Here is a 26919-nt window from a genome sequence, read left to right as displayed (position 1 = left end):
ACGGCTGGATCATGCCTGCGCAGCACGGCTGCGGCGCAGGCGCGCCTCGTAGGCAGCCGCCGTCATGGGCGGGCCAAACAGGAAGCCCTGCAGCTTGTCGCAGCCGGCGGCTTGCAGGAACTCGGCCTGCTCCAGCGTCTCGACGCCCTCGGCGGTGACGGTCATGTCCAGCGACGCCGCCATCGCCACGATGGCGCGCGAAATCACCACCGAATCGCGGTGGCGCGGAATGCCCGAGACGAACGAGCGGTCCACCTTCAGGTTATCGATCGGGAAGCGCTGCAGATACGACAGCGAGGAATACCCCGTGCCGAAATCGTCGATCGAGATGCGGATGCCCAGCGCCGTGAGCGCATCGAGCACAGGCATCACGGCGGCGGTGTCGCGCATGAGCAAACCTTCGGTGATCTCCATCTCCAGTGCACACGCGGGCAGGCCGGCTTCGGTCAGGCACCGCGAGATGGTCGGCACCAGCCCCTCGCCAAACTGGCGCGGCGACAGGTTCACGGCCACGAAGAAATTCGGCATGCAGGTGGCCCGCCAGTGCGCGGCCTGGTGGCATGCCTGCGCCAGCACCCACTCGCCAATCACACCGATGAGCCCAGCGTCCTCGGCCACGGGAATGAACTCGGCAGGCGACACCTCGCCCAACTCCGTGCTGTGCCAGCGCAACAGCACTTCTGCGCCGACGATCTCCATCGACGTTGCATCGACGATGGGCTGGAAACGCAGCGACAACTCTTCAGCCGCCAGTGCGCGGCGCAGGTGGTACTCAAGCTGAAAGCGCCGCTGCGCCCGCTGCGACAGCCGCGCGGTGTACACGCGATGCTGGTTGCGCCCATTCTGCTTGGCGTTGTACATGGCGGCATCGGCGCAGCGCAGCAGCGTGGCGGCATCGCTGCCATGCTCGGGATACACCGCAATGCCGATCGACGCGCCCAGGTAGTACTCCGTGCCGCTGGTGGAGAACGGCTGCGCGATGGCCTCGACGATGCGCTGGGCCAGCCGCTCCGCCTCGCCCAGCGAGCGCACGTTGTCGAGCAGCACGACAAACTCGTCGCCCCCCAGGCGCGCCAGCGTATCGCTCTGGCGCACGCAGCCCGACAACCGCTGCGCGACGATGCGCAGCAGGTGGTCGCCCGCTTCGTGGCCGGCGGTGTCGTTGACCTTCTTGAAGCCGTCCAGATCCAGAAACAACACAGCCACCTGACGGCCATCGCTGGCCGCCTCGTCCAGCACGGCCTGCATGCGCTGCGAAAAATAGGCGCGGTTGTACAGGCCGGTGAGCGCATCACTCTGCGCCAGGAATTTGAGTTGTTGCTGAGCCTGACGTGCCGGGCCGATGTCGTTGAACGAGATAAGCACGGCGGTGGGTGCATCGTCGCCGGGGCGTGCGATGGGCAGCACGTTTTCATGCACCCACACCACATCGCCGTCCACCAGTTCCAGGCCAATGGTCAGGCCCAGCAGCGGGCGGCCGGTGCTCAGCACCACGTGCGTGGGCCGTTCGTTGAGGGGGATCTCGCTGCCGTCTTCGCGCAAGGACCGGCGCATCAGCGCAAGGTGGCTGGTGCCGACCGGCGACACATTGCCCGCCCGCAGGATGCGCCGCGCGCTCGGGTTGCACGCAAGGATGGTGCCGTCGGCCGCCTGTACGACGATGCCTTCGGTCAGGTTATCGACGGCCAGGCGGTAGCGCTCTTCGCTTTCCTGCAACTCACGCGCGATATGCGCCTTCTGGATCGCCACGCCGACGATGTCGGTAATGCCGTCGAGCAAACCCATCGCGTCGTGCGTGGGCGCGCGCGGCGTGTCGTAGTAGATGCCCATCGCGCCGATCATCTGCGCGTTGTCGCCGCGGATGGGGGTGGACCAGCAGGCGCGCAATCCGAGCGGCTGGACGATGTCGCGGTACTCATCCCACAGCGGGTCGGTGTCGATGTCTTCCACCACCACGCGCTTGTTGAGGAACATGGCCGTGCCGCACGAACCGTGCGCGGGCCCGATCGCCAGCCCGATCAGCACTTGCGAGAGCATGAACGGCAGCGACGGCGCCACGGCCTGCGTGACATGTTCGCCGTCGCCACTCAGCAGGACAGAACACATCGCACCGTCGTCGAGCAACGCCTCCACCAGCCGACATACCTCGGCCAGCAGGTCAGGCAGCGGCACGTTGCGCGAACTCAGTTCGAGCACGGTCTTTTCGCAGCGCAACAATTCCTTGGCACGCGCCGTCTCTGCGGCCAGGGCGCGGTAGTTGGCTTCGGAGTCACGCAGAGCCTGTTCGGCCTGCTTGCGCTGGGTGATGTCTCGCGCGACCACCTGGATGGCGGTGCGCCAGCCAAGTTGCACGGGTGCGGACAACACCTCCACGTCAACGGGCGTGCCATCGCAGCGCAGCAAAGTCTGCTCCACCGGCGGCAGGCCCGCGCCGTGCACCACCATCCACTCGCGGCGCTGGCGGGCAAGGTGCACCGAGTCCCCATGCACGAACTCGTCCAGCTCCCGGCCGACGATGTCGCGGGCATGCTGCGCGCCAAACAGCCGAACCCCCGCCTCGTTGATGAAAACGATGATGTCGTCCGCCACGATGTACAGCGCATCCGGCATCTGCCGGACGAGCGCCTCGTAACGGTCGTCAGCAAGCGGTAGCGGTCGCGCCCCGATCGTGTCCGGTTCGGGACGGTCGGGCCGCTCTGCGGAAGTGGCGTCCATAGGGGCTGGGGGGCCTGTTTCTCTTGCTATCGACCATCGTGTCGGGAAAGTTAAGGTGTTTGGATGGTCCTCCCCACTTCAGAGTGGTGCAAATGACCGATGTCAGGTCGCGTGGCACATGAGTTGCGGCACAATGCCTGCACAACTTCGATGCGCGTGAGCACGGCAAACGCGCACACTTTCTCTCAGGCACGGGCCATGCAATCGTTTTCGTCCTCTGTCGGTCACTTGGCCGGCCTCGTTTCGCGCCGCACGCTCCTGGCCGATGGGCTGGTGGAAGCTGCCGTCCAGTTTCGTGACGGCCGCATCACTGCGTGTGATGCCAACCCCGCGCGTGGCATGCTCGACTGCGGTGACCTGCTGGTCCTGCCCGGCATCGTCGACCTGCATGGCGATGCCTTCGAGCGCGCAGTCATGCCGCGCCCGGGCGTGGCCTTCCCGTACGACACCGCGCTGGCCGATGTGGACGGCCAGTTGCTCGCCAACGGCATCACCACCGAATTCCACGGCGTGACGTACTCCTGGGAAGGCGGTCTGCGCGGCCACGCCTATGCGCTGCGCATGCTCGATACGCTCGAAGCCATGCGCCCGCACCTGGGTGCCGAACACTTGATGCACCTGCGCTTTGAGTTGCACCACGCGGACGGCGTGGCCGATGCACTGGCCTGGATGGCGGCGGGCCGCGTGCACTTCCTCTCGTTCAACGACCACCTGCCGATGATGCGCGACAAGCTGGGCGACGCGCGCAAGCTCGCGCAATACGCCGACCGCGCCGAGTGCGACGTCGACACCTTCCGCACGCGTCTGGACACCGCCGCCGTCAACGTGCACAAGCTCGACGAGGTGCTCGGCGTGCTGGCACGGGCAGCGCAGCAGCACGGCATCCGCATGGCCTCGCACGACGAACCGGACGTGGCCACGCGCAACACCTTCCACGCACAGGGCTGTACCGTCACCGAATTCCCGCTGACCGAGGAGGTGGCCCGCGCGGCGCGTGCGCACGGTGGGCACATCGTCTTTGGCGCCCCCAACGTGGTACGCGGCGGCAGCCACAACGGCGCGCCCAACGCCGCAGCCATGGTGGCGGCCGGGCTGGGCACGGTGCTGGCATCTGACTACTACTACCCGGCCCTGCTGGCTGCGCCGTTCAAGCTGGCCGAGCGCGGCGTCGCACCGTTGGCGCGGGCATGGGATCTGGTGGCCGCCAACCCGGCTGAAGCGGCTGGGCTGACCGACCGCGGCCGATTCGCCGCCGGCCTGCGCGCCGATGCCATCGTGGTCGACGACCGCCGCCCCGGCCTGCCGCGCGTGGTGGCTGCCGTGGTGGGTGGGCGCCTGCGCCACGCCACCGGGCATCTGCCGCTCATCGCCTGAGAGCTTTGTTGCCGATGGACGCACCGCTGCAACCGTTGCCTGCTCTCCCCAACGCCTGGCGATACGCGCTCTACCTGCTGCCGCCCGAGCCCTGGTACACGCTGGGCACCCGCTGGCTCGGCCGCTGCGCGCTGAACGGCGAGCCGATCGACGCCGATGCGCGCCAACCGCTGGCCCGCGACGCTCGTGTTGACCTCACCACGCTCGACCGCTGGACCGCAGACCCACGCCACTACGGCCTGCACGCGACCTTCAAGCCGCCATTCCGCCTGGCAGAGACATGCACCGTGGATGACCTGGATGCGGCGCTGCGCCGGTTCGCGCCGGCGCAAACCCCATTCATGATCGAACCAGCGTTGCAAACGCTACGCGGGTTCTTGGCCTGGCGCCTGCGCCACGGCGATCCCGCCCGCGATGCGCTCCACCAGTTCGCCGATGCCTGCGTGCGTGAGTTCGACGCCTTCCGCGCCCCGGCCCCGGCCACCGAGCTTGCGCGGCGGCGCCAGGCCGGGCTGTCGGACGCGCAGGAGCGCCACCTGCAGCGCTGGGGCTATCCGTACGTGTTCGATACGTTCACCTTCCACATCACGCTGACCGGTCGGTTGGGCCATGCCGAACAGCTGGCCTGCTACCGCGCCTTGGAAGCCGGCAGCGTGGTCCTGCCGCCCACCATGTCCGTCGACAACATCGCGCTGTTCACGCAGCCAGAACCCGAGGCGCCCTTTACCGTGGCGCGCGTGTATCGCTTTGACGGCAGCGTTGAATGATGTCGCGACAGGTAACAATGCTCAGCGTTTGAGATCGACCACGTCGATCACCTGCGTCTGGCCGTGCTGTTCGACCTCCTGACGCATCACCACGCCGGCTTCCGGGCAGAACCAATCGGTCAGATGGGCGACGGTCGGCTCGGGTTCGAGCGATTCATTGCCCAGCTTCAGTACGCCTAGTGTGGCCGTGCGCGTGTAGCGAATCGGCCGGCACTGCAACACGCCCACCACCGTGTTCATCGGCTGCGGCGGGCCCACCTCGCGCTCGGACACTTCCACCTTGGCGTGCTCGGCACGCATGTGGCCCACTGAAATCCCCAGACGGGGCGATACCACATCAAAGTCGAAACTCGATTCGTACGTATCGCCCGGTAGCATCTCGGCCTCGGGCGCCAGACCCGCGCCGTACAGGAACATGCCGGAGATGGCCGTGCTGACGGTGCCAACCAGGTCAGCATGCTCGCTTTGCGCAAACACACGCCCGTTGATGCTGACCACGCGCGTGACGACGCCGGCCTCGTCCACCAGCAGCTGATGCTCCTGCTCCGTCTCAATGGGTCGACCGCCGAGTGCCACAAGGCCAGACTTGGCGTAGATGTGCAGGCCGATCTCGCAGCCGTCCTGGATGTCGCGGTTGACGTCGTGCAGCGTGAACTCAACGATCATCGGCGTCTTGCCATTGCCGTCCAGTCGCAGACGGCTACCGTCATGCACCCAGGACGCGGTACACAGGCCAGCAGCGTGCGCGGGCAGCACGGCACAGGCCGCCATGGCAGCAACCCATAAAGAAAAACGCCGATGCATCTGACGATGCATCAGCGTCTTCATGAACCCAATGTGCATGGGCCTACTGCTTGGCGTTCGGATCCTTCGAGTACGGGCTGGTAGCATCGCCTTGGCGAGCACCCTGGCTGTACGGATCGAACTTATCGCCAGCCTTGGCGCCCTGCGTGTACGTATCGTATTTGCCCTTCTCGACGTTGGCCGGCTGGGCACCCGGGTTGAGTGCGCTGGCGGTGCTGTCGTCCTTGTTGGCGCCCTGCGAATACGGGTCGAATTTGTCGCCGGCTTTCGCGCCCTGCGAATAGGGGTCGAACTTGTCGCCGGCCTTGGCGCCTTGGCTATAGGGATCGAACTTCTTGTCGGTCTGTGCGTGGGCCAAGCCAGCGGTGGCTGCCACGACAGCAACCGCTGCCACGAGGGTGAGACGTTTGTACGGCATCTGAAGCTCCTTTCCTATGGGTCGTTTGGGCTGATCACATGGTGCAGCCTCATTTTGAACGTATCCCGATACCGTCATCACAATGGGGCCGTGACAAGGTGTCGGGGAACCCCCTCTCCTTCTCGTAAGCTATGGCAAGCGCATGCGAAAGTCAACGCACAGGAAGTGCCTATTTTTTTGGCGATTTGCGCAAAGTCAGCGTTACCCCTTAAGCCCCATTCTGCGCTTCTTGCCCTTTCTGGCCTTTCTGCCGAATTGCCCCCGGCCCCGCCACGGCAATCAGCGCCATCGTCAGCGCCACCACCGACAGCCCCCAACGCAAATCTGAGCGGTGGGCAATCAACCCGATGATGACCGGGCCGATCAGCAAGCCCACATAGGCAAAACGCGCCACCGCCGCAATGCCCTCGGCAGCTGGCACGCCCGGCAGGCGCGACGCCGTAATGAAAAAGATGGGCACCATGTTGGCTGCACCCACCCCCATCAACGCAAAGCCGGCCAGCACAGCCGCCGGGTCTGGCCACAGCAGCGCCAGCAGGATGCCGCCCGTGGCCAGCACGCCGCTGGCGCCCAGCACGCGCATGTTGCCCCAGCGCCCGCGCGCGAAATCACCGCCGAAACGCGCCAGTGCCATACCGCCTGAGAACGCTGCATACCCGGCGCTGGCAACGGCCTCGGGCGATTGTGCAATCTCGCGCATGTAGACGGTCGTCCAGTCGTACATCGCGCCTTCACCCAGCAGCCCGAAGAAGGCCAGGAGACCCAGCACGAACAGCGTGCGTCCGGTGGTCGGGTGTGCGGGCTCGCCTTCCGCATGCACGTGATCGGGCAACATGAACGGCCCGGCGCACAGCGCGGTCGCCATCAAGACGATCGCCATACCGCCACAGTGCACGGCCGGCGGCACGCCCAGCTCCAACAGCACGCCGCCCACCGCTGCGCCCGCCATGCCGCCCAGGCTGAACATGCCGTGCAAAGATGAAATGATTGGCTTGTGATGGTTGGCTTCCACCGTGGTGGCCTGTGCATTGATAGCCACGTCGAACCCCACGGTGCTGATGCCAAACAGAAAGAGCGCCACCAGCAGCGCCGGGTAGCTGGGCATCAGCATGATCAACGCGAGCATCGCGCTGAACGCGATGCCGCCCCGCACGCTGGCATGCTGCGTGCCAACGCGCGCCACCCAGCGGCCCACAAATTTGATAGAGAGGATGGCGCCAAAGGCGACCATGAACATCGCCAATGACAACGACGCCTCGGACAAGCCAAAGCGCGCCTTCACCGTGGGGATGTGGATCCCCCAGGTCGCAAACGTTGCACCGTTGACGAAAAAGAGCGCCATCGTCGCCGCGCGGGCCGACAGGGGAAGCCGGCGTGGCTGCAAGACGCCGATGGATTGAACGGTTTCGGAAGACATGAAGGACTGCGGAGAACGCCACGCGATGCGAACGTGTCGCACCGCAAAGGCGACATGCTACCGCGCCCGCCTGACAGGCGTCTGCGTCAACCCAAACGCGGCGCACGCATCACGCAAGGTCACGGAGATGCAGGTATGCCGCTTGCGTCACCACACGGGCATCCACCGCATCGGGAGACCCGCCATGCCTCGCGTGATCTGGAAAGGCGCCGTGAGCTTCGGCCTCGTCCACATTCCGGTTGCACTGTATCCGGCCACCCGCAGCGACGACCTGGACTTCGACTGGCTCGACCGCCGCACCATGGACCGCGTCGGCTACAAGCGCATCAACAAGACCACCGGCAAGGAAGTGCCGCGCGAGCAGATCGTGCGCGGCTACGCCTATGAGAAAGACCGCTACGTGGTGCTGACCGACGAGGACATCCGCGCCGCCAACCCTGTCTCCACGCAAACGGTGGATCTGCTGACCTTCGTGGACGCGGCGCAGATTCCGTTTCTCTACCTCGATACGCCCTACTTTCTGGCGCCCGATCGGCGCGGCGAAAAGGTCTATGCGCTACTGCGCGAGGCGCTGGTACGTTCGCAGAAAATCGGCGTGGCCAACGTCGTGCTGCATACCAAGCAACATCTAGCCGCATTGATTCCGCTGGGGCCGGTGCTGGTGCTGCATACCCTGCGGTGGTCCAATGAGGTGCGCGACTGGTCCGAACTCGACGTGCCCGCCGAAGGCGCGAAGGCCGCCAAGCTCACGGCCAAGGAGATCGACATGGCGGAAAAACTCATCGACGACATGAGCGGCACGTGGGACCCGGCGGAGTACCACGACACCTTCCGCGACGACATCCTCGCGCTGGTCGATCGCAAGGTGCGCGAAGGTCGCACGGAGTCGGTCGAGCCCATGGACGCCGAACGCGCAGCACCACGCGCCGATAACGTGATCGACCTGACCGACCTGCTGCGCCAGAGCCTCGCGCGACGCGGCAAGGGCTCGAGCGCGTCGAACGACGCAGTGGAAGCCGCCCCCGCCCCTCGCAAGCGCGCACCACGGAAGCCAGCCGCCGCCAAATCCGCGCGCAAGACGGCCACGAGCAAACGGACCTAGCGCGACGGAGCCGACGCCATGCCACGCCATCTCGCCGACTACCGCCGCAAGCGCGATTTCACACAGACGCAGGAACCCGCCGGCGCGCGCCACAAAGCCGACGAGCGCAGCGCCGACGGCGCCCTGCACTTCGTGATCCAGAAGCACGACGCCACGCGGCTGCACTACGACTTCCGGCTCGAGCTGGACGGCACGCTCAAGAGCTGGGCCATCCCGAAGGGCCCAAGCCTGGACCCGGCCGACAAGCGCCTCGCCGTGCATGTAGAAGACCATCCGCTGGACTATGCCGATTTCGAGGGCCATATCCCGGAAGGCCAGTACGGTGGCGGCGACGTGATCGTGTGGGACCGCGGCACGTGGCACCCGCATGGCGATCCGCGCAAGGCCTACCGCGACGGCAAGCTCAAGTTCGACCTCAATGGCGAAAAGCTGCACGGCGCGTGGGCGCTGGTCCGCACACACCTGCCTGGCAGCGGCAGGCGCCCGAAGGAGCAGTGGCTGCTGATCAAGGAGCGCGACGATCAGGTGCGCGCCTCGGGCGACTACGACGTGACACAGGCGCTGCCCGCCAGCGTGATCAGCGGGGAAAACGTCGGTGTGCAAGCCACGGAAAACCGCAAGACAGACCGCACCGAGCGAGCGCCAGTCCAGCCACCGGACGGTGCCGAGCCTTCGCCTTTGCCCAAGACACTGGAGCCCCAACTCGCCACGCTGGTCGATGCGCCACCCGTGCACGGCGAGTGGGACTACGAAGTCAAGTTCGACGGCTACCGCATCCTCGCGCGCCTCGATGGCGATGCCCCCCGCCTGTTCAGCCGCAACGGCCGCGACTGGACGGCCAAGCTGCCACGGCAGGCGCGCACACTGCACGCGCTCGGCCTGCGTGAAGCGTGGCTCGACGGCGAAGTCGTGGTGATGGGCGAGCACGGCGCGCCCGACTTCCAAGCGCTGCAGAATGCCTTCGAGACCGCGCACGCCGAACGCATCGTCTACTTCCTCTTCGACCTGCCCTTCTGCAACGGCATGGACCTGCGCGGCGTACCGCTGCGCGAACGGCGGGCGCTCCTGCAGCGCATTCTCGACGCGGCGCCGGGTGATCTGGATCGCGACGCGGTCCAGTTCTCCGCCACGTTCAACGCAGCGCCGGAGGACTTACTTGCATCGGCGTGCCACATGTCGCTTGAGGGCGTGATCGGCAAGCGTGCCGATGCCCCGTACCGTGCCGGCCGCAGCCCCGCGTGGATCAAGCTCAAATGCGGGCAGCGGCAGGAGTTCGTGATCGGTGGCTACAGTGCCCCCAAGGGCAGCCGCAGCAACTTTGGCGCACTGCTTCTCGGCGTGTATGACGACGCGGGCGCGCTGCCTGGCGAACAGAAGCTGCGCTATGCGGGCCGCGTCGGCACGGGCTTCAACGAGACGAGCCTGCGCGCACTGCATCACGAGCTCAGCGGGCTGACGGTCGACGCACCACCGTTTTCCAACCCACCCATGGGCGCCGACGCGCGCGACGTGCAATGGGTCAAACCCGAGCGCGTCGCAGAGATCGCGTTTGCCGAATGGACACGCGAAGGCATCGTGCGGCAAGCCGTGTTCCAGGGCTTGCGCGACGACAAGCCCGCACGCAGCATCGTGCGAGAAACCGCCAAGCCGCCGAACGCCACCAAGCGCAAGGAGCACCGTGTCGTGAATGCTGCCGAACGCAAGGTCCGCCCGGGCGCGGAACGCATCGCAGGTGTGGACGTCACGCACCCGGATCGCGTCATCGAAAAGGCCAGCGGCACCACCAAGGCTGATCTTGCGCGCTACTACGCGCACGTGGCCGACTGGATGCTGCCGCATCTGTACAACCGGCCAGTGGCGCTGGTGCGCGCGCCGGACGGCATCGACGGCGAGCATTTTTTCCAGAAGCATGCGGCGGCGCTCAAGCTACCGGACATCACGCAGCTCAACCCAGCACTGGACCCGGGGCACGCGTCACTTTTGGCAATCGGCTCGGCGCAAGCGCTGGTCGGCGCGGTGCAGATGGGCACGGTGGAATTCCACACCTGGAATGCGCTGGCTGACCGCATCGAACAACCTGACCGCGTCGTCTTCGATATCGACCCTGACCCTGCGCTGCCCTTCGCGCGGGTGATCGAGGCCACGCAACTGACGCTCGCCCTGCTCGATGAACTGGGCCTGAAGGCGTTCCTGAAAACCAGCGGCGGGCGCGGCATGCACGTGGTGGTGCCCCTCACACGCCGCGAAGCTGCCGGTTGGGGTGCACTCAAGGACTTCGCACAGGCCGTGGTGCAGCACATGGCGGCCACCTTCCCCGACCGTTTCGTCGCCAAGATGGGCCCACAGAACCGCGTGGGAAAGATCTTCATCGACTACCTGCGCAATAACCGCGGCGCAAGCACGGTGGCGGCATATTCGGTGCGCGCAAGAACGGGGCTGCCGGTGTCGGTACCGATCCGTCATGACGAGCTGACGGGGCTGCTGTCTTCCGCACAGTGGACGTTGCGCACGTTGCCGGACCGGCTGGCAAAGCTCGACGGCGATCCATGGGGCGATTACGCGGGCACGCGCCAATCCGTCACGTCCGACATGCGCAAGCGCATCGGCGCCGATGACTGAACCGTCACACGGTGGTCCTGCGCAAAGAATTGGGCGGTGAACCCGCGATTGCTTGTCGGCCGAAGTGTTGGGTCACTGCGTTAACATGCCTGCGTCCGCACTTGGCGCACGCACGTGTGCCCCACTCTGCCCCCGCCCGATGGCCCGAATTCGCTCGACCCGTTTGCCGTACCTGTCGCGCTGTGCGCTTGCCTGCGCGACCCTCCTCGCCCTCACGGCTGCGCCCATCGCGCAGGCCAAGAAACCCAAAACCCAGGTGGCTCATGCCACATCGGCCGCCACCGCAGTTCAGAAGCGTCAGGCCGCACGCAATCCCGCCGGGTTGCCCGCCAATGTGGCGCTGGCATTTGCCCGTGCGCATATCCCGCTCGATGCGGTAAGCGTGTTCGTGATTCGCACCGGCACCGCCAACCCCATCCTGCAGTGGAACGCCGATGCGGGCATGAACCCAGCGTCGACCATGAAGCTGCTGACCACCTTTGCCGGGTTGGATCTGCTGGGCCCCAACTTCCGCTGGAAGACCACGGCCTATGCCGACAACCAGCCCATCAACGGCACGCTCAACGGCAACCTCTACCTGCGCGGCCAGGGCGATCCGAAGCTGATTCCCGAAGAGCTGGTCAAGCTGGTGAGCGACGTGCGCCGCGCCGGCGTGGATGAACTCGCTGGCAACATCGTGCTGGACCGCACGTATTTCGAGAACGGCCTGTCTGAAGCGCCACCGCTCGACGGCGACAGCGGACGTGCCTACAACGTGGCGCCCGATGCGCTGCTGTATTCGTTCAAAACGCTCACCTTCACGCTCACGCCGGACGCCGGCAACGGCGCGGTCAACATCGATGTGTCGCCGCCGCTGGCGCAGTTGCAGATCGACAACCAGCTGCGCACCACGCGCGGCGGCTGCGGCGACTGGAAGACGGCCTCCGGCGCCAACATCACCACGCAGACAGACGGCCATGTGCTCGCCAGCTTCGACGGCCGCTATGCCGCCGCGTGTGGAGAACGCGTCTACAACATCGCCGCGCTCACGCATGCGGACTTCATCTGGGGCGGCTTCCTGGCGCTGTGGCAGCAGGCGGGCGGCACGACACGCTTCACGCCCGGCCTGCGTGAGGGCAAGGTGCCGCGCCAGGCCGTGCTGCTGGCCACGCACTACGGCCCCACGCTGGCAGAAGTCGTGCACGACATCGACAAGTATTCGAACAACGTGATGGCGCGCCAGCTCTTCCTCACCATTGGTGCGGAGATCGGCCGCAAGCCTGCCTCGGTGCCGCAATCGACCGAGGTCATCAACCGCTGGCTGGCCAAGCAGAACCTGACGATGCCGGAACTGGTGCTGGAGAACGGCTCGGGCCTGTCGCGCACGGAACGCATCAGTGCGCGCAACATGGGGCGCCTGCTGCAACAGGCCGATGCCAACCCGAACGGCGGCATCCTGCGCGACGCGCTGCCCGTGGTGGGTGTGGACGGCACCATGCGCAACCGCCTCACGCGCGCCGGCGTGGCCGGCAATGCCGAGATCAAGACCGGTACGCTCAACGACGTGCGCGCCATCGCCGGTTATGTGGAAGGCGAAAACGGCGAGCGCTTCGTGGTCGTCAGCATGATCAACCACCCGAACGCCGGCGCCGGTCAGGCTGCACACGACGCCCTGCTGCAATGGATCTACCAGGGCGCACCGCGATGACCCAGCCGACCACGCACACGGCACTGCTCGGCATTACGGGCACCTCGGGCAGCGGCAAGACCACGCTCATCGAGCAGCTCATCGCGCGCTTCGTGCGCGATGGGCGCCGCGTGGCCGCCGTCAAGCACACGCATCACGGTTTCGATCTCGACACGCCGGGCAAGGATTCACACCGCATGCGCTCGGCCGGTAGCGCCGAGGTGGTGCTGGTGGGCGGTGAGCGCCTCGTGCTGATGCGCGAGTTTGCCCCCGCACAAGAACCGGAGCTGGCCGACGTGCTGGCACTGCTGTCTCCCGAGACCGACGTGGTGATCGTGGAGGGCTACAAGCGCAGTGACTTCCCCAAGATTGAGATCTTCCGCCCTTCGCTAGGTCGCGCGCCGCTGTGGCCGGAGATCGGTGGTGTGGTGGCGGTTGCCACGGATGCAGTGGATGCGGTTCAGGTACCAGAAGGCGTGACCGTGCTCAACCTGAACGATGTCGACGCGGTGTACCGATTTGCCGTGCAGCAGATTGCAAAAGCATCCACATGAAGCACTCTTAACATCTGGGCGAAGCAGCTTGGCTATGATGGGGCGTTGAATTTTTTCGCCAGCCCCCCTCCCAACAACATGCTTTCCCGTCTGTCTGCCGCGCTTCTTGCGCGGCATTTTTTTGCGCTGCCCTACCTGCTGCCGCGCGCGATTGGATCGCCCCGACAGCCACGCTCGGCCGCAGCGCACAGGTCCACCAGTTCGTGCTGATCGATCCTTCGACCGGCAAACCGATGCCCAACGCGCGCTAACGCCTGTTCCTGCCGGACCACACCATCGTCGGCAAACCGCCCAAGGCCGGCGAAAACGATAGCGTGATCTTCGGCACCACCGATGGCGTGGGGCGCACGGTCAAAGTCCGCCTGCCCAAGCGCTACCCGGCCGCGCGCTGCGTGCTCAACCCGGTCATCGAATAGAAAACGCCCGCTTGCGCGGGCGTCTTGCTTACGTCGGGACTAGCCGGATCAGTGCATCAGGCTGTCCGCCAACAGGCGTTGCAGCACGTTGCTGGCGATCAGGCGATGGCCACCCGTGGTCGGGTGCACACCGTCGGCAAACAGGTAGGACTGATCCGCCCCCGCTGCCACCAGCGTGTTGGCCGAGCAGAACAGCGAGCTGCCGCCAGCGCTCGGCACCAGTGCGTTGATCTTGGTCGCATCGCAAGCCGGCGTGCTGGTGTTGCTGAAGCCAAACTGCGTGCCGTTCTGGATCACGGCGGTCAGTTGCGAGTTGAAGTCGATCACGCGAGCAGTGGTGCCCGCCAGGCCGGTTTGCAGCGTGGTATTGAACACGCCCACCAGTGCATGCAGCAGTGCCTGGCCTTGCGGGCCGCCCGATACACCCTGTGGCGTCAGGCTGCTGTCCGGCAGGTTGAACACGTAGAGCTGCGTCGCGTTCTTGCTGATCATGTCCTTGACGTAGCTGACCAGATCGGTCGCGGCCTGCTGCACCTGTGCGGTGGCGATGGCCGGCGTCACACCCGAACCCGGCGTGGCCACAGCAGCAGCCCAGTAGAAGATGTCGTTGTTGCCGCCGAACACGAACACCACGTCGCCGCTACCGTTGAACGTGTTGTTGCTGGCCGCGTAGAAGTTGGCGAGCTGTTGCTTGACCGGATAGGTCAGCGCGCCTGTGCCGCCGTTGTGGCCGATCCCATTCACATCGGTCACGCGCGAACCGCCTTGCGCATAGTCGAAGCAACCGGGTTTCGGGCAGGTCTGCACCTGGTTTGCGTAACCCATCACCGCCGGCGTGAGTGCCACGCCCAGTTGCGATGCCACGGTTTCCGCCCACACCGGACCAGGGTTGGTGGTGAATTTGCCGCCGCCCACAGGGGCTGCCGCCGGCGTGTAGGTACCGGCGTCGCTCAGGCTGTCGCCGAACACCACCATGCGCTGAACCTTGGGGTTGCCGCTATTGCTGCTACCGCTCTGATCGGATTCGCCGCCGCAAGCGGTCAGGCCCAAGGCGAGGGCTGCCGATGCGACGCCCATCCATTGACGCAACTTCATGGTCTGTCTCCCGTACGGAATTTTTATGGTCTGTGGTGCCGCGGTACGTGACCGCGGCGCGCGTTTGAAGCACGCCGAACGACACAACGACCAAGTGTAGCGACGTAGACGCCCGTTCGACGAACGCGCGCGCCGGAAGAATTAGAGGGCCGACTCAAACTAAGCCGCGAATGCAGCGGCCGCGCGACGCAGGCGATCGTTGACGGCTGCCCAGGCGGGCGTGTCGGCTAGGGTTTCTACCCAGATCGCGTCATAACCGCCGCGATCGAGCTCGCGCAGCAGCGCATATAGCGCGTTGGCGTAGGCCGCAGGGGTGGCGGGTGCAGCCTGCTGGTCGCAGCCGGCCGGCAATGCCACGGGGGCGCCCAGCCAGACGATGCGCTTGCCGGGTTGCAACGCTGCCAGACGTGCGGGCACTTCGGCAGCAGCAAGCAGATACAGCGGCGTGCGCGGCGCGTAGTGCGCCTTCAGCGTACCGGAAGCGCGCGGCGCGGCAGCATCGGGCAGTGCGGGCATCTCGCCGGTCACGCGCTCGATGTCTTCGGGGGTGATGGCACCGGGGCGCAGCAGCACCGGGCCGATGCCCTGGTCCAGACGCGATAGATCGACGATGGTGGATTCAATGCCCACGTCAACGCCGTCACCTTCGAGCACGAACACGGCATCGCCGAATTCATCACGCACATGCTGTGCGGTGGTGGGGCTGACCTGGCCGAACTTGTTGGCCGAGGGTGCCGCAATGCCACCGCGTCCGCGCTTGAACCGCGAGAGCAGGGCCTGCGCCACCGGATGCGACGGGCAACGCAGCCCGATGCTGTCCTGCCCGCCTGCTACTGCAGCCGGAATGTGCGGCGCGCGTTTCAGAATGAGCGTGAGTGGCCCCGGCCAGAAGGCTTCGATGAGTTGAAGCGCGATGCCGGGTACATCGTCAGACCAGTAGGAGATGTCCGCACCATCGACCACATGCACGATCACCGGATGGTTGGATGGCCGACCCTTGGCCGCGTAGATCTTGGCGATGGCCTGCGGGTTTTCGGCATCGGCGCCGAGGCCGTAAACGGTCTCGGTCGGAAAGGCGACCAGCTCGCCCGCCTCCAGCTTGCGCGCGGCTTCATCCAGGCGCTCGCGCGAAGGCATGACGTAGGGCGTGGTCGACTTGTGCATGGTGATACGTGCTCGCTTAATCCGGCTGCAGGCCGAGCACATGCGCGGCGTGGCGGAAGGCTTCGTCCACCACTTCAGGCGACGTGCCGACGCAGTTGACGTGGCCCATCTTGCGGCCCGGGCGCGCATCGGCCTTGCCGTACAGGTGGACCTTGGCGCCGCTGTGGCCCATGACCTCGTGCCACGCAGGCGTGCGCTCCAGGCCGTACTCGAACCACACGTCGCCCAGCACGTTCAGCATGCGCCCCGGCGAGTGCTGACGCGTGCTGCCCAGCGGCAGGCGGGCCATGGCGCGCACTTGCTGCTCGAACTGGCTGGTCTCGCACACATCCATGGTGATGTGGCCAGAATTGTGCGGGCGCGGCGCCATTTCGTTGGCGATCAGCGAGCCGTCCTGCAGCACGAAGAACTCGATGCACAGCACGCCGACGTAGCCCATCTCTTCCGCGATCATCGCGGCGGCGGCACGCGTGCGCGTGGCGATGTCGTCCGACACGCTGCGCGACGGCATGATGGTCGAGAACAAGATGCCGTCGCGGTGCTCGTTCTCGGCCAGCGGCCAGGTGGCGGTGGTGCCGTCAGCGCCGCGGGCGGCCAGCACGGACACTTCGTACGCCAGCGGCAGCATCTTTTCCAGTACGCACGGCACGTGCTGCATGGCGCTCCAGGCAGCGCGCAGCTCGTCGATGGTGGACACGCGCGCCTGGCCCTTGCCGTCATAGCCCATGCGGGCAATCTTCAGGATGCCGGGCAGGATGTCGGCGGGCAGTTGCTCGATATCGGCTTCGTGCTCGATCACCCAGCTCGGAGCCGGGTGGATGCCAGTGCGGGCGGCGCACAGCGCGAAGAATTTCTTTTCGGCGATGCGGTTCTGCGCGATCGACACGCAGTTGGCGCGCGGCGCAACGAATGCGCCAAGTTGCTCAAGCTTGTCCAGCGCTTGCGCCGGCACGTTCTCGAATTCGGTGGTGACGGCCGGGCACAGCGCGGCCATTTCGGCCAGCGCGGCTTCATCGGTGTAACCGGCGCACAGGTGACGCTCGGCGATGGTGCCGGCGGGGCTGCTCGGATCCGGGTCCAACACGCACACCTTGTAGCCCATCGCCTGCGCGGCGTGCGCGAACATGCGGCCGAGCTGGCCGCCACCGAGCATGCCCAGCCAGGCATCGGGCAGGATCGCGTTGGGAACGTTCAGCGCGCGGGATTCCGCGGTGTGGGCTTGCGCCAGGCGCGGGTTCAGGTCGTCGGCCATGAATCGGTATCAGGAGTTGCTTAGGCGCCGTGCACAGGCAGCGTCATGCCGCGTGCCACTTCGGTTTGTTGCGCGCGGAAGGCTTCGAGCTTGTCGGCCAGTGCCGAATCGGTCGTGGCGATGGTGGCGATGGCCGCGAGCGCCGCATTGGCCGCACCCGCTTCGCCGATGGCAAACGTCGACACCGGAATGCCCTTGGGCATCTGCACGATGGAGAGCAGCGAATCTTCGCCGCGCAGGTACTTGGACGGCACCGGCACGCCGAACACCGGCACGATGGTCTTGGCGGCGATCATGCCCGGCAAGTGCGCCGCCCCGCCGGCACCGGCGATGATGGCGCGCAAACCCCGGCCGCGTGCGGCTTCAGCGTAGCGGAACATGTCGTCCGGCATGCGGTGCGCCGAGACGACCTGCGCCTCAAACGGAATGCCGAACTGGGTGAGCATGTCGACGGCGTGGCGCATGATTTCCCAGTCGGAGCTGGAGCCCATCACCACGCCAACGAGCGGAGCGGATTGCTGTACGGTCATCGTCATCGCTCCGGTTTAACGCAGCGACTCGCCGGTCAGGCGGGTCAGTGCTTCACGGTACTTGCTGGCGGTCTTTTCGATCACGTCGGCGGGCAATTGCGGCGCCGGTGCAGTCTTCGGCCACGGCTGGCCGTCGATGCGCACGGCTTCGAGCCAGTCGCGCACGAATTGCTTGTCGAACGACGGCGGGTTGGTGCCCACTTGGTACGAATCGGCCGGCCAGAAGCGCGACGAATCGGCGGTGAGCGCCTCGTCCATCAGCGTGAGGGTGCCGTTCTCGTCCAGGCCGAACTCAAACTTGGTGTCAGCAATGATGATGCCGCGCGTGGCGGCAAAGTCGGAGGCTTCCTTGTACAGACGGATGCTCACGTCGCGGATCTGCGCGGCGAGGGCCGGGCCGATGCGGCGCTCGACTTCATCGAAGGAGATGTTCTCGTCATGCTCACCCATCTCGGCCTTGGCGGCGGGGGTGAAGATCGGCTCGGGCAGCTTCTGCGCGTTCTGCAGGCCGGGGGCCAACTGCACACCGCACACAGCGCCGGTGGCCTGGTAGTCCTTCCAGCCGCTGCCGGCCAGGTAGCCGCGCACCACGGCTTCCACCAGGATCGGTTTGAGGCGCTTGACTACGATGGCGCGGCCGCGCACCTGGTCGACTTCATTCGGGGCCACCACGGTTTCCGGTGCGATGCCCGTTTCGTGCGTCGGCACGATGTGGCGCAGCTTGTTGAACCAGAAGTCCGACATCTGCGCGAGCACCTTGCCCTTGTCCGGAATCGGTTGGCCGAGGATCACGTCAAACGCCGACAGGCGGTCGGTGGTGACCATCAGCAGCTTGTCGTCGCCGACAGCGTAGTTCTCGCGCACCTTGCCGCGGCCGAGCAACGGCAGGCTGGTGATCGACGATTCATAAAGGGCGGAGGATGCGGCGGCGGGGTTATTAACGGCGGCGGACACGGCGGAACCCAGTGGAAGGTGAAAAACGTGGAAGGCCGACATTATACGTGCCGGCCCCATGCAAAACGGCTGGCGCAGAGCCAGCCGTTTGCTCATTGTGACGCGAAATGCTTATTGCACCACTTGCGCCAGCTTGCCGTTTGCGTAGTCGGTTGCCATCACCGACAGGCCGATCGGCTTGATCTTGCCGGCCTGGCCTTCGCAGCCGAACTGGATGTAGCGTGCCTTGCAGACCTGCTTGGCAGCTTCGCGCGCGGGCTTGAGCCACTCGCGGGCATCGAACTTGTCCGGGTTTTCAGCCAGGAACTTGCGCACCGCGCCGGTCATTGCCAGGCGGATGTCGGTGTCGATGTTGATCTTGCGCACGCCGTACTTGATGGCTTCCTGGATCTCTTCGACCGGCACGCCGTAGGTTTCCTTCATCTTGCCGCCGTACTGGTTGATGATGGCCAGCAGCTCTTGCGGCACGGAGGACGAGCCGTGCATCACCAGGTGGGTGTTCGGGATGCGCGCGTGGATTTCCTTCACGCGGCTGATCGCCAGGATGTCGCCCGTGGGCTTGCGCGAGAACTTGTACGCGCCGTGGCTCGTGCCGATGGCGATGGCCAGGGCGTCGAGCTGGGTCGCCTTGACGAACTGGGCAGCCTCTTCCGGATCGGTCAGCAGCGACGAGTGGTCGAGCACGCCTTCAGCGCCAATGCCGTCTTCCTCGCCAGCCATGCCGGTTTCCAGCGAGCCCAGGCAGCCGAGTTCGCCTTCCACCGTCACGCCAACCTTGTGGGCCATTTCCACCACGCGGCGCGTCACGTCGACGTTGTAGTCGAAGTCGGCCGGGGTCTTGCCGTCTTCACGCAGCGAGCCGTCCATCATGACCGAGCCGAAGCCCAGGTCGATGGCGCCTTGGCAGATCGCCGGGCTTTGGCCGTGATCCTGGTGCATCACCAGCGGGATCTCCGGATAGGCTTCAACGGCGGCCTGGATCAGGTGCTTGATGAAGGACTCGCCGGCGTACTTGCGAGCGCCTGCGCTGGCTTGCAGGATCACCGGCGCGCCGGTTTCCTTGGCGGCTTCCATCACGGCCTGGACTTGCTCCAGGTTGTTCACGTTGAATGCCGGCAGGCCGTAGCCGTTTTCAGCGGCGTGGTCCAGCAGTTGGCGCATGGAAACGAGTGGCATGGTTTTCTCCTATGGGTCGATCTGTATTCGGTTCTCAGGAACGTATCTTGTTTGGCTAGCAATCTACGTTCCGTCGTGGGCGTCAGGCCTCAGTGCATGCCGACGCGGACAATCTTGAGTGTGTTGGTGCCGCCCGCCTGCCCCATCGGCTCGCCGACGGTCAGGACGATGAAGTCGCCGCGCTGCACGACGCCGCGCGCAACCAGCAGCTCTTCCGCCTGATGCAGCGCCTCGTCGCGGTCGGAGCTGGTGGCCATCGACAACGCCTGCACGTTGCGGTACAGCGCCATCTTGCGTTGCGAGCCCACATTGGGCGTCATCGCATAGATCGGCACGTTGATACCGTGACGGCTCATCCACAACGCGGTGGCGCCGGAATCGGTCAGTGCGGCAATCGCCTTCACCTGTAAATGGTAGGCCGTGAACAGCGCCCCCATGGCGATCGATTGGTCGATACGGCTGAACGTCTGTTCGAGGAAGTCCGTGTCCAGGTGCACCGGTTGCGACTTCTCGGCTTCCACGCAGATGGCTGCCATGGCTTCGATGGTCTCTACGGGATAGCGGCCTGCGGCGGTCTCGGCGGAGAGCATCACGGCATCGGTGCCATCGAGCACGGCGTTGGCGACGTCCGACACCTCGGCGCGCGTCGGCACCGGGTTGACGATCATCGATTCCATCATCTGCGTGGCGGTGATGGTGAGCTTGTTGGCTTCGCGCGCGAGCTTGATCATGCGCTTCTGCAGCGCCGGCACCGCCGCGTTGCCCACTTCCACCGCCAAGTCACCACGGGCGACCATGATGCCGTCGGACGCGGCCAGGATCTCTTCGAGCACACCCGGGCGGATGGCCTCGGCGCGCTCGATCTTGGCGATCATGCGCGGCTTGTGGTTGTGCGGCGCACCGGCCACCACGGCCAGTTGGCGCGCCATTTCCATGTCAGTGGCGTTCTTTGGGAAGCTGACCGCGACGTAATCGGCGCCCAGCGCCATCGCGGTCTTGATGTCTTCCATGTCCTTGGCCGTCAGCGCGGGTGCCGACAGCCCGCCGCCCTGGCGGTTGATGCCCTTGTTGTTGGACAGCTCGCCGCCGATCTTGACGATGGTTTCGATCTCTTCGCCCACCACGCGCTCGACCTGCAGCACGATCAGGCCGTCGTTGAGCAGCAACAAGTCACCGGGGCCGACGTCGCGCGGCAGTTCCTTGTAGTCGAGGCCGGCGCGCTCCTGGTTGCCCAGTTCGCAACGCGCATCCAGCGTAAAGCGGTCGCCCGGGTTCAGCGTGATCTTGCCGTTCTCGAACTTGCCGACGCGGATTTTCGGGCCCTGCAGGTCGGCCATGATGGCCACTTCGCGACCCACCGAGCGCGCCACCTCACGCACGAGCTGTGCGCGGTCGATGTGATCCTGCGCGGTGCCGTGCGAGAAGTTCAGCCGCACCACGTCCACCCCCGCCGAGATCATGCGGGTCAGGACTTCCTGCGTGCTGGACGCGGGGCCGAGCGTGGCGACGATCTTGGTGGCGCGGGTCATGGGCGGTGTCTCGTTGGTGTTATTGGGCAATGCGAGCCGATGTGGAGTCAAGCCGCGCAATCAGGCCGTGGTTGCCTGGTTCTGTGCGCGCTGCTCGAGGATCTCCACGGCCGGCAACGTCTTGCCTTCCAGGAACTCCAGGAACGCACCGCCGCCGGTGGAGATATAGCCCACCTTGTCGGCGATGTTGTACTTGGCGATGGCAGCCAGCGTGTCGCCGCCGCCTGCAATCGAGAAGCCCGACGAGGCAGCAATCGCCTCGGCCAGCACCTTGGTGCCGTTGCCGAACTGGTCGAACTCGAACACGCCGACCGGGCCGTTCCACACGATGGTGCCGGCAGCCTTCAACTGATCAGCCAGTTGCGCGGCGGTCTTCGGGCCGATGTCGAGAATCATGTCGTCGTCTGCCACGTCCTTTGCGTCCTTGACGGTGGCAGCCGCGGTTGCGCTGAATTCCTTGGCGCAAACCACATCAACGGGAATGGGCACCGAGGCGCCGCGGGCGGCCATCGCTTCGATGATGGCTTTGGCATCGCCCACCAGATCGGCTTCGGCCAGCGACTTGCCGATCTTCAGGCCGGCAGCCAGCATGAACGTGTTGGCGATGCCGCCGCCGACGATCAGGTTGTCCACCTTGTCGGCCAGCGATTTGAGGATGGTCAGCTTGGTCGACACCTTGGAGCCAGCCACGATAGCGACCAGCGGGCGTGCCGGCTGGCCCAGTGCCTTGCCCAGCGCGTCCAGTTCAGCGGCCAGCAGCGGACCAGCACAGGCCACCGGGGCGAACTTGGCGATACCGTGGGTGGTAGCTTCCGCGCGGTGGGCGGTACCAAAGGCATCGTTGACGTAGACGTCGCACAGCTTGGCCATCTTCTGGGCCAGTTCGTCGCTGTTCTTCTTCTCGCCCTTGTTCACGCGGCAGTTTTCCAGCAGCACGACCTGGCCGGGCGCCACTTCCACACCATCAACCCAGTTCTGCACCAGCTTCACATCACGGCCCAGCAGCTCAGCCAAGCGCTTGGCCACCGGCGCCAGCGAATCTTCCGGCTTGAATTCGCCCTCGGTCGGGCGGCCCAGGTGCGACGTGACCATCACGGCAGCACCGGCGCCCAGCGCAGCCTCGATGGCCGGCACGGAAGCGCGGATGCGGGTGTCTTCGGTGATGTTGCCGGCGTCGTCTTGCGGCACGTTGAGGTCGGCGCGGATAAACACGCGCTTGCCGGCAAGTTTGCCTTCGGAGATGAGATCGGACAGACGCAGGACGTGAGGCATGGCAGCAACAGTAGGAATCGCGGAAAACGACGATTTTACCTGATCACCCTTGCACCCTCGCCGTAAAACGGACGAACGAAACCCCGAATCCCCTGACTAGGGGAGCGCGCCTAGCTTCACAATCCTCCACAAAGCTAGAATGTGCGCACCAATAAACATAAATACGTCGGGAGTTTTCCATGAGCCAAGCGCCAATCCTGGGCCGCGCCGCGCTGGCGGCCGCCTTGACCACCCTATTGCTGACCGCTTGCGGCGGCGGCGATGGTGGCGCCACCAGCACCACATCGAGCACCCAACCGGACGGCGGATCGACCGGCACTCCCAGTTCGCCCACCACGCCGGCCGCCGGCCCACTCGCGCTGAACAAGCTGGAGTTTGCGCAGACGCATGTGCTGCCTGAGGGCGGCATCACCTGGACGCTGCCGAACACCACCGGCACGCTGCAGCTCACCGGCAATCGCGGAGCACTGGCGCTGGTGTCGATCGGTCAGGCAGACGTGCAGCAACCGAAGCTGGAAGCCTGGCGCAACGGCGCGCTGGTCGGCAGCCTGGCGCTGAATGCGCCAGCCTCCCTGCCGCCCACGGAATCTGCCGGCCGCCCGTACGCAACCGACCGCTGGAGCGTGACCGTACCTGCCACGTGGATGGTGCCCGGCACGGCGTTCCGCGTATCGGCAGCCAACTACACCGCCAGCACCAGCCACACGCCCAGCTTCGGCACCAACGCCGACATCACGCTGCGTGTACTGCCGTTCTACCTCTTTGGCGCGAACGATTCGAATACGACGCCGCTGTCGACCGTCAAGGCGCCGGACGCCGTGACGCAGCAGGAGATCTTCGCCAAGTGGCCGGTCTCGGCACTGACGGCAGCCAATCACCCGATCGGGCGCGTGTCGTGGCCCAGCATGGTGATCGCGCCGCGTGCAGACAGCGCCAACGTAGCGCAGCCGGCCTACGTGGTCACGGCCATGAGCCAGCAGAAGGAAGGCTACGCGGTGATGAGTTCGGTGCTCAGCCTGATCCAGAGCCTGCGCAACGCCAACGGCGAAGGCCCGACCAACAACCAGTACTACGCGCCGATCCTGCCGGTCGACCCGGTGACGAACAAGCCGGTGTCCCTCGGCGGCGGCCTCGGCGGTGGCAATGCGGGCGTGGGCGACCAAAACTACACCGGCATCTTCATCCACGAGCAGGGCCATGCGTTCGGCTTGCCGCATGCGGGCGATGCCTATACCGCCGGCACGTATCCGTACGCGGGCGGCAGCCTGACCGGTTCGGTATGGGGCTACGACCCGAACAAGAACCAGTTCCTCGACATCCGCGTGCCGACCACGGCCAGCAGCTACGCCAACTGTGCGACTGGCCACCAGACCGATTCCGCCAACCGGTGCATCAAGCAAGACCCGATGCAGGGCGGCGCGGGCGATCAATCGCCGGGCTACAAGTTCGCGACGTTCTCGGATTTCAATACGGGAAAAATGCAGGCTTGGCTGCAGAACCGCATCCTGGTCGACGCGGCTTCGCCCACCGGTTACAGCCAGTGGAATACGACCACCCAGGCCCGCGTGGCCTACACGCCCACGACCACCAGCAACGGCCTGTACGGCATCAACCAGAACCTGCCGACGCAGACCAACGTACCGGTCTACGCCATCGCCATCACGTTGAGCCGCGCGGGCACGGCGGGTGTCTCGCAGATCTATCCGCCGCTGCCGTTCACGGGCAACCTGATCCAGACGTTTGACCCGGCCAGCGCTGCCGACCGCGCTGCCATCGTGCCCAACACCGGCACGTATGCGTGGTACTGCCACGCCAGCGGCTGCGACTACACCGTGCGCGTGACCTACGCCGATGGCTCGCAGATCACGCGTGTGCTGCAAGGCGGCTTCCGCCCGTGGTTCAGCCCGACCGGCACACCCGCCGCCAGCACAACGGACCCGACCAGCGGCGACAGCTTCAAGCTGTGGACCATCAACGTGCCTGGCGACAAGGCCATCACCAAGGTGGAACTGCTGGATACACCGATGGCGTGGAACGGCGTGCCCGCCACGCCGACGGTGCTACTTAGCCGGTGACACCTGGGGGCGACGCTGCAGACGCAGCGCGCTCTCGGCACTGTAGACCGCCAGGCCGATCCAGATCAGCACATAGCCCGCCACCTTCGGCCCGGCAAACGGCTCGTTGTAGAGCCACACGCCCAGCAGCAGCTGCAGTGTGGGGCTCACGTACTGCAGCAGCCCCAGCAGCGACAGCGGAATGCGCCGCGCCCCAGCGCCGAACAGCAGCAACGGCAACGCCGTCAGCGGACCGGCCAGCGCCAGCAGCAACTGCATGCCGGGCGACGCAGCCAGGAAAGCGTTCTGCTGCTGCGCAGCCAGCCAGCCCAGATAAGCCAGCGCCAGCGGAAACAGCAGCAGCGTCTCCAGCGTCAGCCCCTCCAGTGCGCCCAGCGGCGAAGTCTTGCGCAGCAAGCCATAGAACCCGAACGAAAACGCCAGCGCCAGCGCGATCCACGGCAGCGTGCCGGCCTGCCACGTGAGCCATGCCACGCCGGCCGCCGCCAACGCCACCGATACCCACTGCACCGGCCGCAACCGCTCGCCCAGCACCAGCGCAGCCAACATCACCACCACCAGCGGGTTGATGAAGTAGCCCAGGCTCGCGTCGAGCACGTGGTCATGGTTGACCGCCCAGATGTAGGTCAGCCAGTTGGCCGCCAGCAGTGCAGTGCTGGCCGCGTAGCGCCCCACCACGCGCGGCTGCGTGCGCAGCGCCCACAGCCACGCCCAGTGGCGCTTGACGAGCAGGATCACCACCATCACCGCCAATGACCAGATCACCCGGTGCGACAGGATCTCCACTGGCGACACAGCCTTGAGCAGCTTGAAGTACAGAGGAAACAGGCCCCACATCGTGTAGGCCAGGAAGGCGAAGATCACGCCATTGCGCGTGGAAGCGGAGCCCGACACAGTCATCCCCAGAGACGCAGCACGGTGAACACCCCCATGCCGACAAAGATCATGCCCAGCATGCGCCGCGTCGCCACATAGAACGCGGTGGCCGCAACACCGGCCATCAACCTCGGGTTGGTCCAGGTCGCATCGAAGTGACCCTGATTCCAGAGCAGGTCAGGCAGCACGATGGCGATGAGCGCTGCGGCTGGCGCAAAGCGCAGCGCGTGCTGCAGGCGCATCGGCAGCGCAACCTTGTCGCCCACGATCAGGAACAGCGAACGCGTGACGATCGTCACCACCGTCATCCCCGCGATGACCAGCCAGATCTCCAGCGCGCTCATGCGTCCTCCTCCTCGGCCACCGGCTGTGCCGCACGGCGGCGCTGCCATTGCAGGCGCGCGGCGGCCTCATCAGCGGCCAGGCCTGCAGCCATGGCGCCGGTGACGGCAATCACCAGGCTCAATCGATACGGCAGCTTGAAGGCAACCAGCGCCAGCACCGCCGCCACGGCCACCGCCATGAGAGTGGCACGGCTACGAATGGTCGACACCATGACAGGGATCAGCGCGAGCGTCCCAGCCAGCGCCAGGCCCCACGCGTCAGGAAACAGGCTCGCCGCGACGATGCCCAGGATGGACGACACCTGCCAAGCCACGAAGCTCAGCAGGACCATGCCCCAGTAGTACCCTTCCTTGCCTGCCTCCGGCGCCGCGGAGGGATATTTCTGGGTGAACAGCACAAACGGCAGATCGCCGTTGAACACGCCCAGGACCACCCGCCGCACAAACGGCAGGTGCCCGAAATGCTGCGCGAGCCCCGCGCTGAAGATGATGAAGCGCACGTTGACGATGAACGCCGTCAGCAGCACCGTCCAGATCGGCAGCCCCGCTGCCAGCAGCGGCAGCACGGCCAACTGCGACGACCCCGCATAGACGAAGATCGTCATGCCGATCGCCTGCGGAATGGTCAGCACCGACTTGCTCATCGCCACGCCTGTCACCACGCCCCAGGTGAACACCGGCGGCAGCGACGGTGCGTAAGCGCGGATGCCGGCAAAGAAGCCGGCGCGCTCGGCGGGGTCGATGGCCTGCCAGCGGCGTTGCAGCGCTGCGCCCCAGCGGACTAGCGGCATGACACCCCC

Annotated in this window: 22 protein-coding genes; 7 read left to right on the top strand and 15 right to left on the bottom strand. The window is 65.9% G+C overall.

Annotated elements, in window-relative coordinates; all coding sequences use genetic code 11:
* Positions 1-9 precede the first annotated feature (9 nt).
* Positions 10-2715 (bottom strand): EAL domain-containing protein, encoded by a 2706-nt coding sequence (locus V6657_RS02805; RefSeq protein WP_048934119.1) that lies wholly within the window; start codon positions 2713-2715, stop codon positions 10-12.
* Positions 2716-2913: 198 nt separating this feature from the next.
* Between V6657_RS02805 and V6657_RS02800 the strand changes: the two genes are divergently transcribed.
* Both V6657_RS02800 and V6657_RS02795 read left to right on the top strand, forming a co-directional pair.
* Positions 2914-4089 carry an alpha-D-ribose 1-methylphosphonate 5-triphosphate diphosphatase gene (locus V6657_RS02800; protein WP_048934118.1) on the top strand — a complete coding sequence of 392 codons (1176 nt, stop codon included), beginning with the start codon at positions 2914-2916 and terminating at the stop codon, positions 4087-4089.
* 14 nt (positions 4090-4103) lie between these two features.
* The gene (locus V6657_RS02795) at positions 4104-4856 is read left to right on the top strand and encodes a DUF1045 domain-containing protein (protein ID WP_048934117.1); all 753 of its coding nucleotides are present in this window, start codon (positions 4104-4106) and stop codon (positions 4854-4856) included.
* Between the two features lie 21 nt (positions 4857-4877).
* On the opposite strand, the gene V6657_RS02790 is transcribed toward V6657_RS02795, so the two are convergent.
* The 3 genes from V6657_RS02790 to V6657_RS02780 all read right to left on the bottom strand — a co-directional run bounded on the left by V6657_RS02790 (position 4878) and on the right by V6657_RS02780 (position 7495).
* Positions 4878-5699 (bottom strand): hypothetical protein, encoded by an 822-nt coding sequence (locus V6657_RS02790; RefSeq protein ID WP_048934116.1) that lies wholly within the window; start codon positions 5697-5699, stop codon positions 4878-4880.
* Between the two features lie 4 nt (positions 5700-5703).
* Positions 5704-6078, bottom strand: a complete 375-nt coding sequence (locus V6657_RS02785) for a hypothetical protein (RefSeq protein ID WP_048934115.1) — start codon at positions 6076-6078, stop codon at positions 5704-5706.
* Between the two features lie 208 nt (positions 6079-6286).
* A complete protein-coding gene (locus tag V6657_RS02780) occupies positions 6287-7495 on the bottom strand; it encodes an MFS transporter (protein ID WP_048934114.1) in 1209 nt (402 codons plus the stop codon).
* A gap of 184 nt (positions 7496-7679) precedes the next feature.
* Here V6657_RS02780 and V6657_RS02775 point away from each other — a divergent pair, with 184 nt between their 5' ends.
* The 4 genes from V6657_RS02775 to mobB all read left to right on the top strand — a co-directional run bounded on the left by V6657_RS02775 (position 7680) and on the right by mobB (position 13436).
* Positions 7680-8597: a Ku protein gene (locus V6657_RS02775; RefSeq protein WP_048934113.1), complete on the top strand. Its 918-nt coding sequence runs from the start codon at positions 7680-7682 to the stop codon at positions 8595-8597.
* 18 nt (positions 8598-8615) lie between these two features.
* Entirely contained in the window at positions 8616-11216 is a 2601-nt protein-coding gene (gene ligD, locus V6657_RS02770; RefSeq protein WP_048934112.1) for a DNA ligase D, read from the top strand.
* A gap of 139 nt (positions 11217-11355) precedes the next feature.
* On the top strand, positions 11356-12903 hold the full coding sequence (gene dacB, locus V6657_RS02765; RefSeq protein WP_048934111.1) for a D-alanyl-D-alanine carboxypeptidase/D-alanyl-D-alanine-endopeptidase: 1548 nt from the start codon (positions 11356-11358) through the stop codon (positions 12901-12903).
* Positions 12900-13436 carry a molybdopterin-guanine dinucleotide biosynthesis protein B gene (mobB, locus tag V6657_RS02760; protein ID WP_048934110.1) on the top strand — a complete coding sequence of 179 codons (537 nt, stop codon included), beginning with the start codon at positions 12900-12902 and terminating at the stop codon, positions 13434-13436. Before dacB ends, mobB begins: the two co-directional genes overlap by 4 nt.
* A gap of 464 nt (positions 13437-13900) precedes the next feature.
* Here mobB and V6657_RS02755 read toward each other — a convergent pair whose 3' ends face one another.
* From V6657_RS02755 to V6657_RS02720, 8 genes are all read right to left on the bottom strand, one after another.
* Positions 13901-14947 (bottom strand): SGNH/GDSL hydrolase family protein, encoded by a 1047-nt coding sequence (locus V6657_RS02755; RefSeq protein WP_048934109.1) that lies wholly within the window; start codon positions 14945-14947, stop codon positions 13901-13903.
* A 159-nt stretch (positions 14948-15106) separates the two neighbouring features.
* Positions 15107-16111 (bottom strand): L-threonylcarbamoyladenylate synthase, encoded by a 1005-nt coding sequence (locus tag V6657_RS02750; RefSeq protein ID WP_048934108.1) that lies wholly within the window; start codon positions 16109-16111, stop codon positions 15107-15109.
* Positions 16112-16127: 16 nt separating this feature from the next.
* Positions 16128-17363 (bottom strand): 5-(carboxyamino)imidazole ribonucleotide synthase, encoded by a 1236-nt coding sequence (locus V6657_RS02745; RefSeq protein WP_048934107.1) that lies wholly within the window; start codon positions 17361-17363, stop codon positions 16128-16130.
* A 20-nt stretch (positions 17364-17383) separates the two neighbouring features.
* On the bottom strand, positions 17384-17893 hold the full coding sequence (purE, locus tag V6657_RS02740) for a 5-(carboxyamino)imidazole ribonucleotide mutase (RefSeq protein WP_048934186.1): 510 nt from the start codon (positions 17891-17893) through the stop codon (positions 17384-17386).
* A 15-nt stretch (positions 17894-17908) separates the two neighbouring features.
* Positions 17909-18889, bottom strand: a complete 981-nt coding sequence (locus V6657_RS02735) for a phosphoribosylaminoimidazolesuccinocarboxamide synthase (RefSeq protein ID WP_248694712.1) — start codon at positions 18887-18889, stop codon at positions 17909-17911.
* 69 nt (positions 18890-18958) lie between these two features.
* Complete coding sequence (gene fba / locus V6657_RS02730; protein ID WP_048934106.1) at positions 18959-20023, bottom strand: class II fructose-bisphosphate aldolase; 1065 nt, start codon at positions 20021-20023, stop codon at positions 18959-18961.
* An 89-nt stretch (positions 20024-20112) separates the two neighbouring features.
* On the bottom strand, positions 20113-21552 hold the full coding sequence (pyk, locus tag V6657_RS02725) for a pyruvate kinase (RefSeq protein WP_048934105.1): 1440 nt from the start codon (positions 21550-21552) through the stop codon (positions 20113-20115).
* A 60-nt stretch (positions 21553-21612) separates the two neighbouring features.
* Complete coding sequence (locus V6657_RS02720) at positions 21613-22824, bottom strand: phosphoglycerate kinase (protein ID WP_048934104.1); 1212 nt, start codon at positions 22822-22824, stop codon at positions 21613-21615.
* 179 nt (positions 22825-23003) lie between these two features.
* Here V6657_RS02720 and V6657_RS02715 point away from each other — a divergent pair, with 179 nt between their 5' ends.
* On the top strand, positions 23004-24899 hold the full coding sequence (locus tag V6657_RS02715) for a M66 family metalloprotease (RefSeq protein ID WP_082170213.1): 1896 nt from the start codon (positions 23004-23006) through the stop codon (positions 24897-24899).
* On the opposite strand, the gene rarD is transcribed toward V6657_RS02715, so the two are convergent.
* From rarD to V6657_RS02700, 3 genes are read right to left on the bottom strand one after another with little or no spacing between them, the layout of a single operon-like run.
* Positions 24885-25799, bottom strand: coding sequence for an EamA family transporter RarD (gene rarD / locus V6657_RS02710; protein WP_048934103.1), 915 nt, complete (start codon positions 25797-25799; stop codon positions 24885-24887). The two genes, V6657_RS02715 and rarD, sit on opposite strands and share 15 nt — an antisense overlap.
* Positions 25796-26119, bottom strand: coding sequence for an AzlD domain-containing protein (locus V6657_RS02705; RefSeq protein ID WP_048934102.1), 324 nt, complete (start codon positions 26117-26119; stop codon positions 25796-25798). The genes rarD and V6657_RS02705 overlap by 4 nt, the downstream gene beginning before the upstream one ends.
* Positions 26116-26910: an AzlC family ABC transporter permease gene (locus V6657_RS02700; protein ID WP_048934101.1), complete on the bottom strand. Its 795-nt coding sequence runs from the start codon at positions 26908-26910 to the stop codon at positions 26116-26118. Before V6657_RS02700 ends, V6657_RS02705 begins: the two co-directional genes overlap by 4 nt.
* Between the last annotated feature and the right edge of the window lie 9 nt (positions 26911-26919).

The sequence above is a fragment of the Ralstonia sp. RRA genome (assembly GCF_037023145.1).
Lineage (GTDB): Bacteria > Pseudomonadota > Gammaproteobacteria > Burkholderiales > Burkholderiaceae > Ralstonia.
This window is presented reverse-complemented; position numbering and strand designations above follow the sequence as displayed.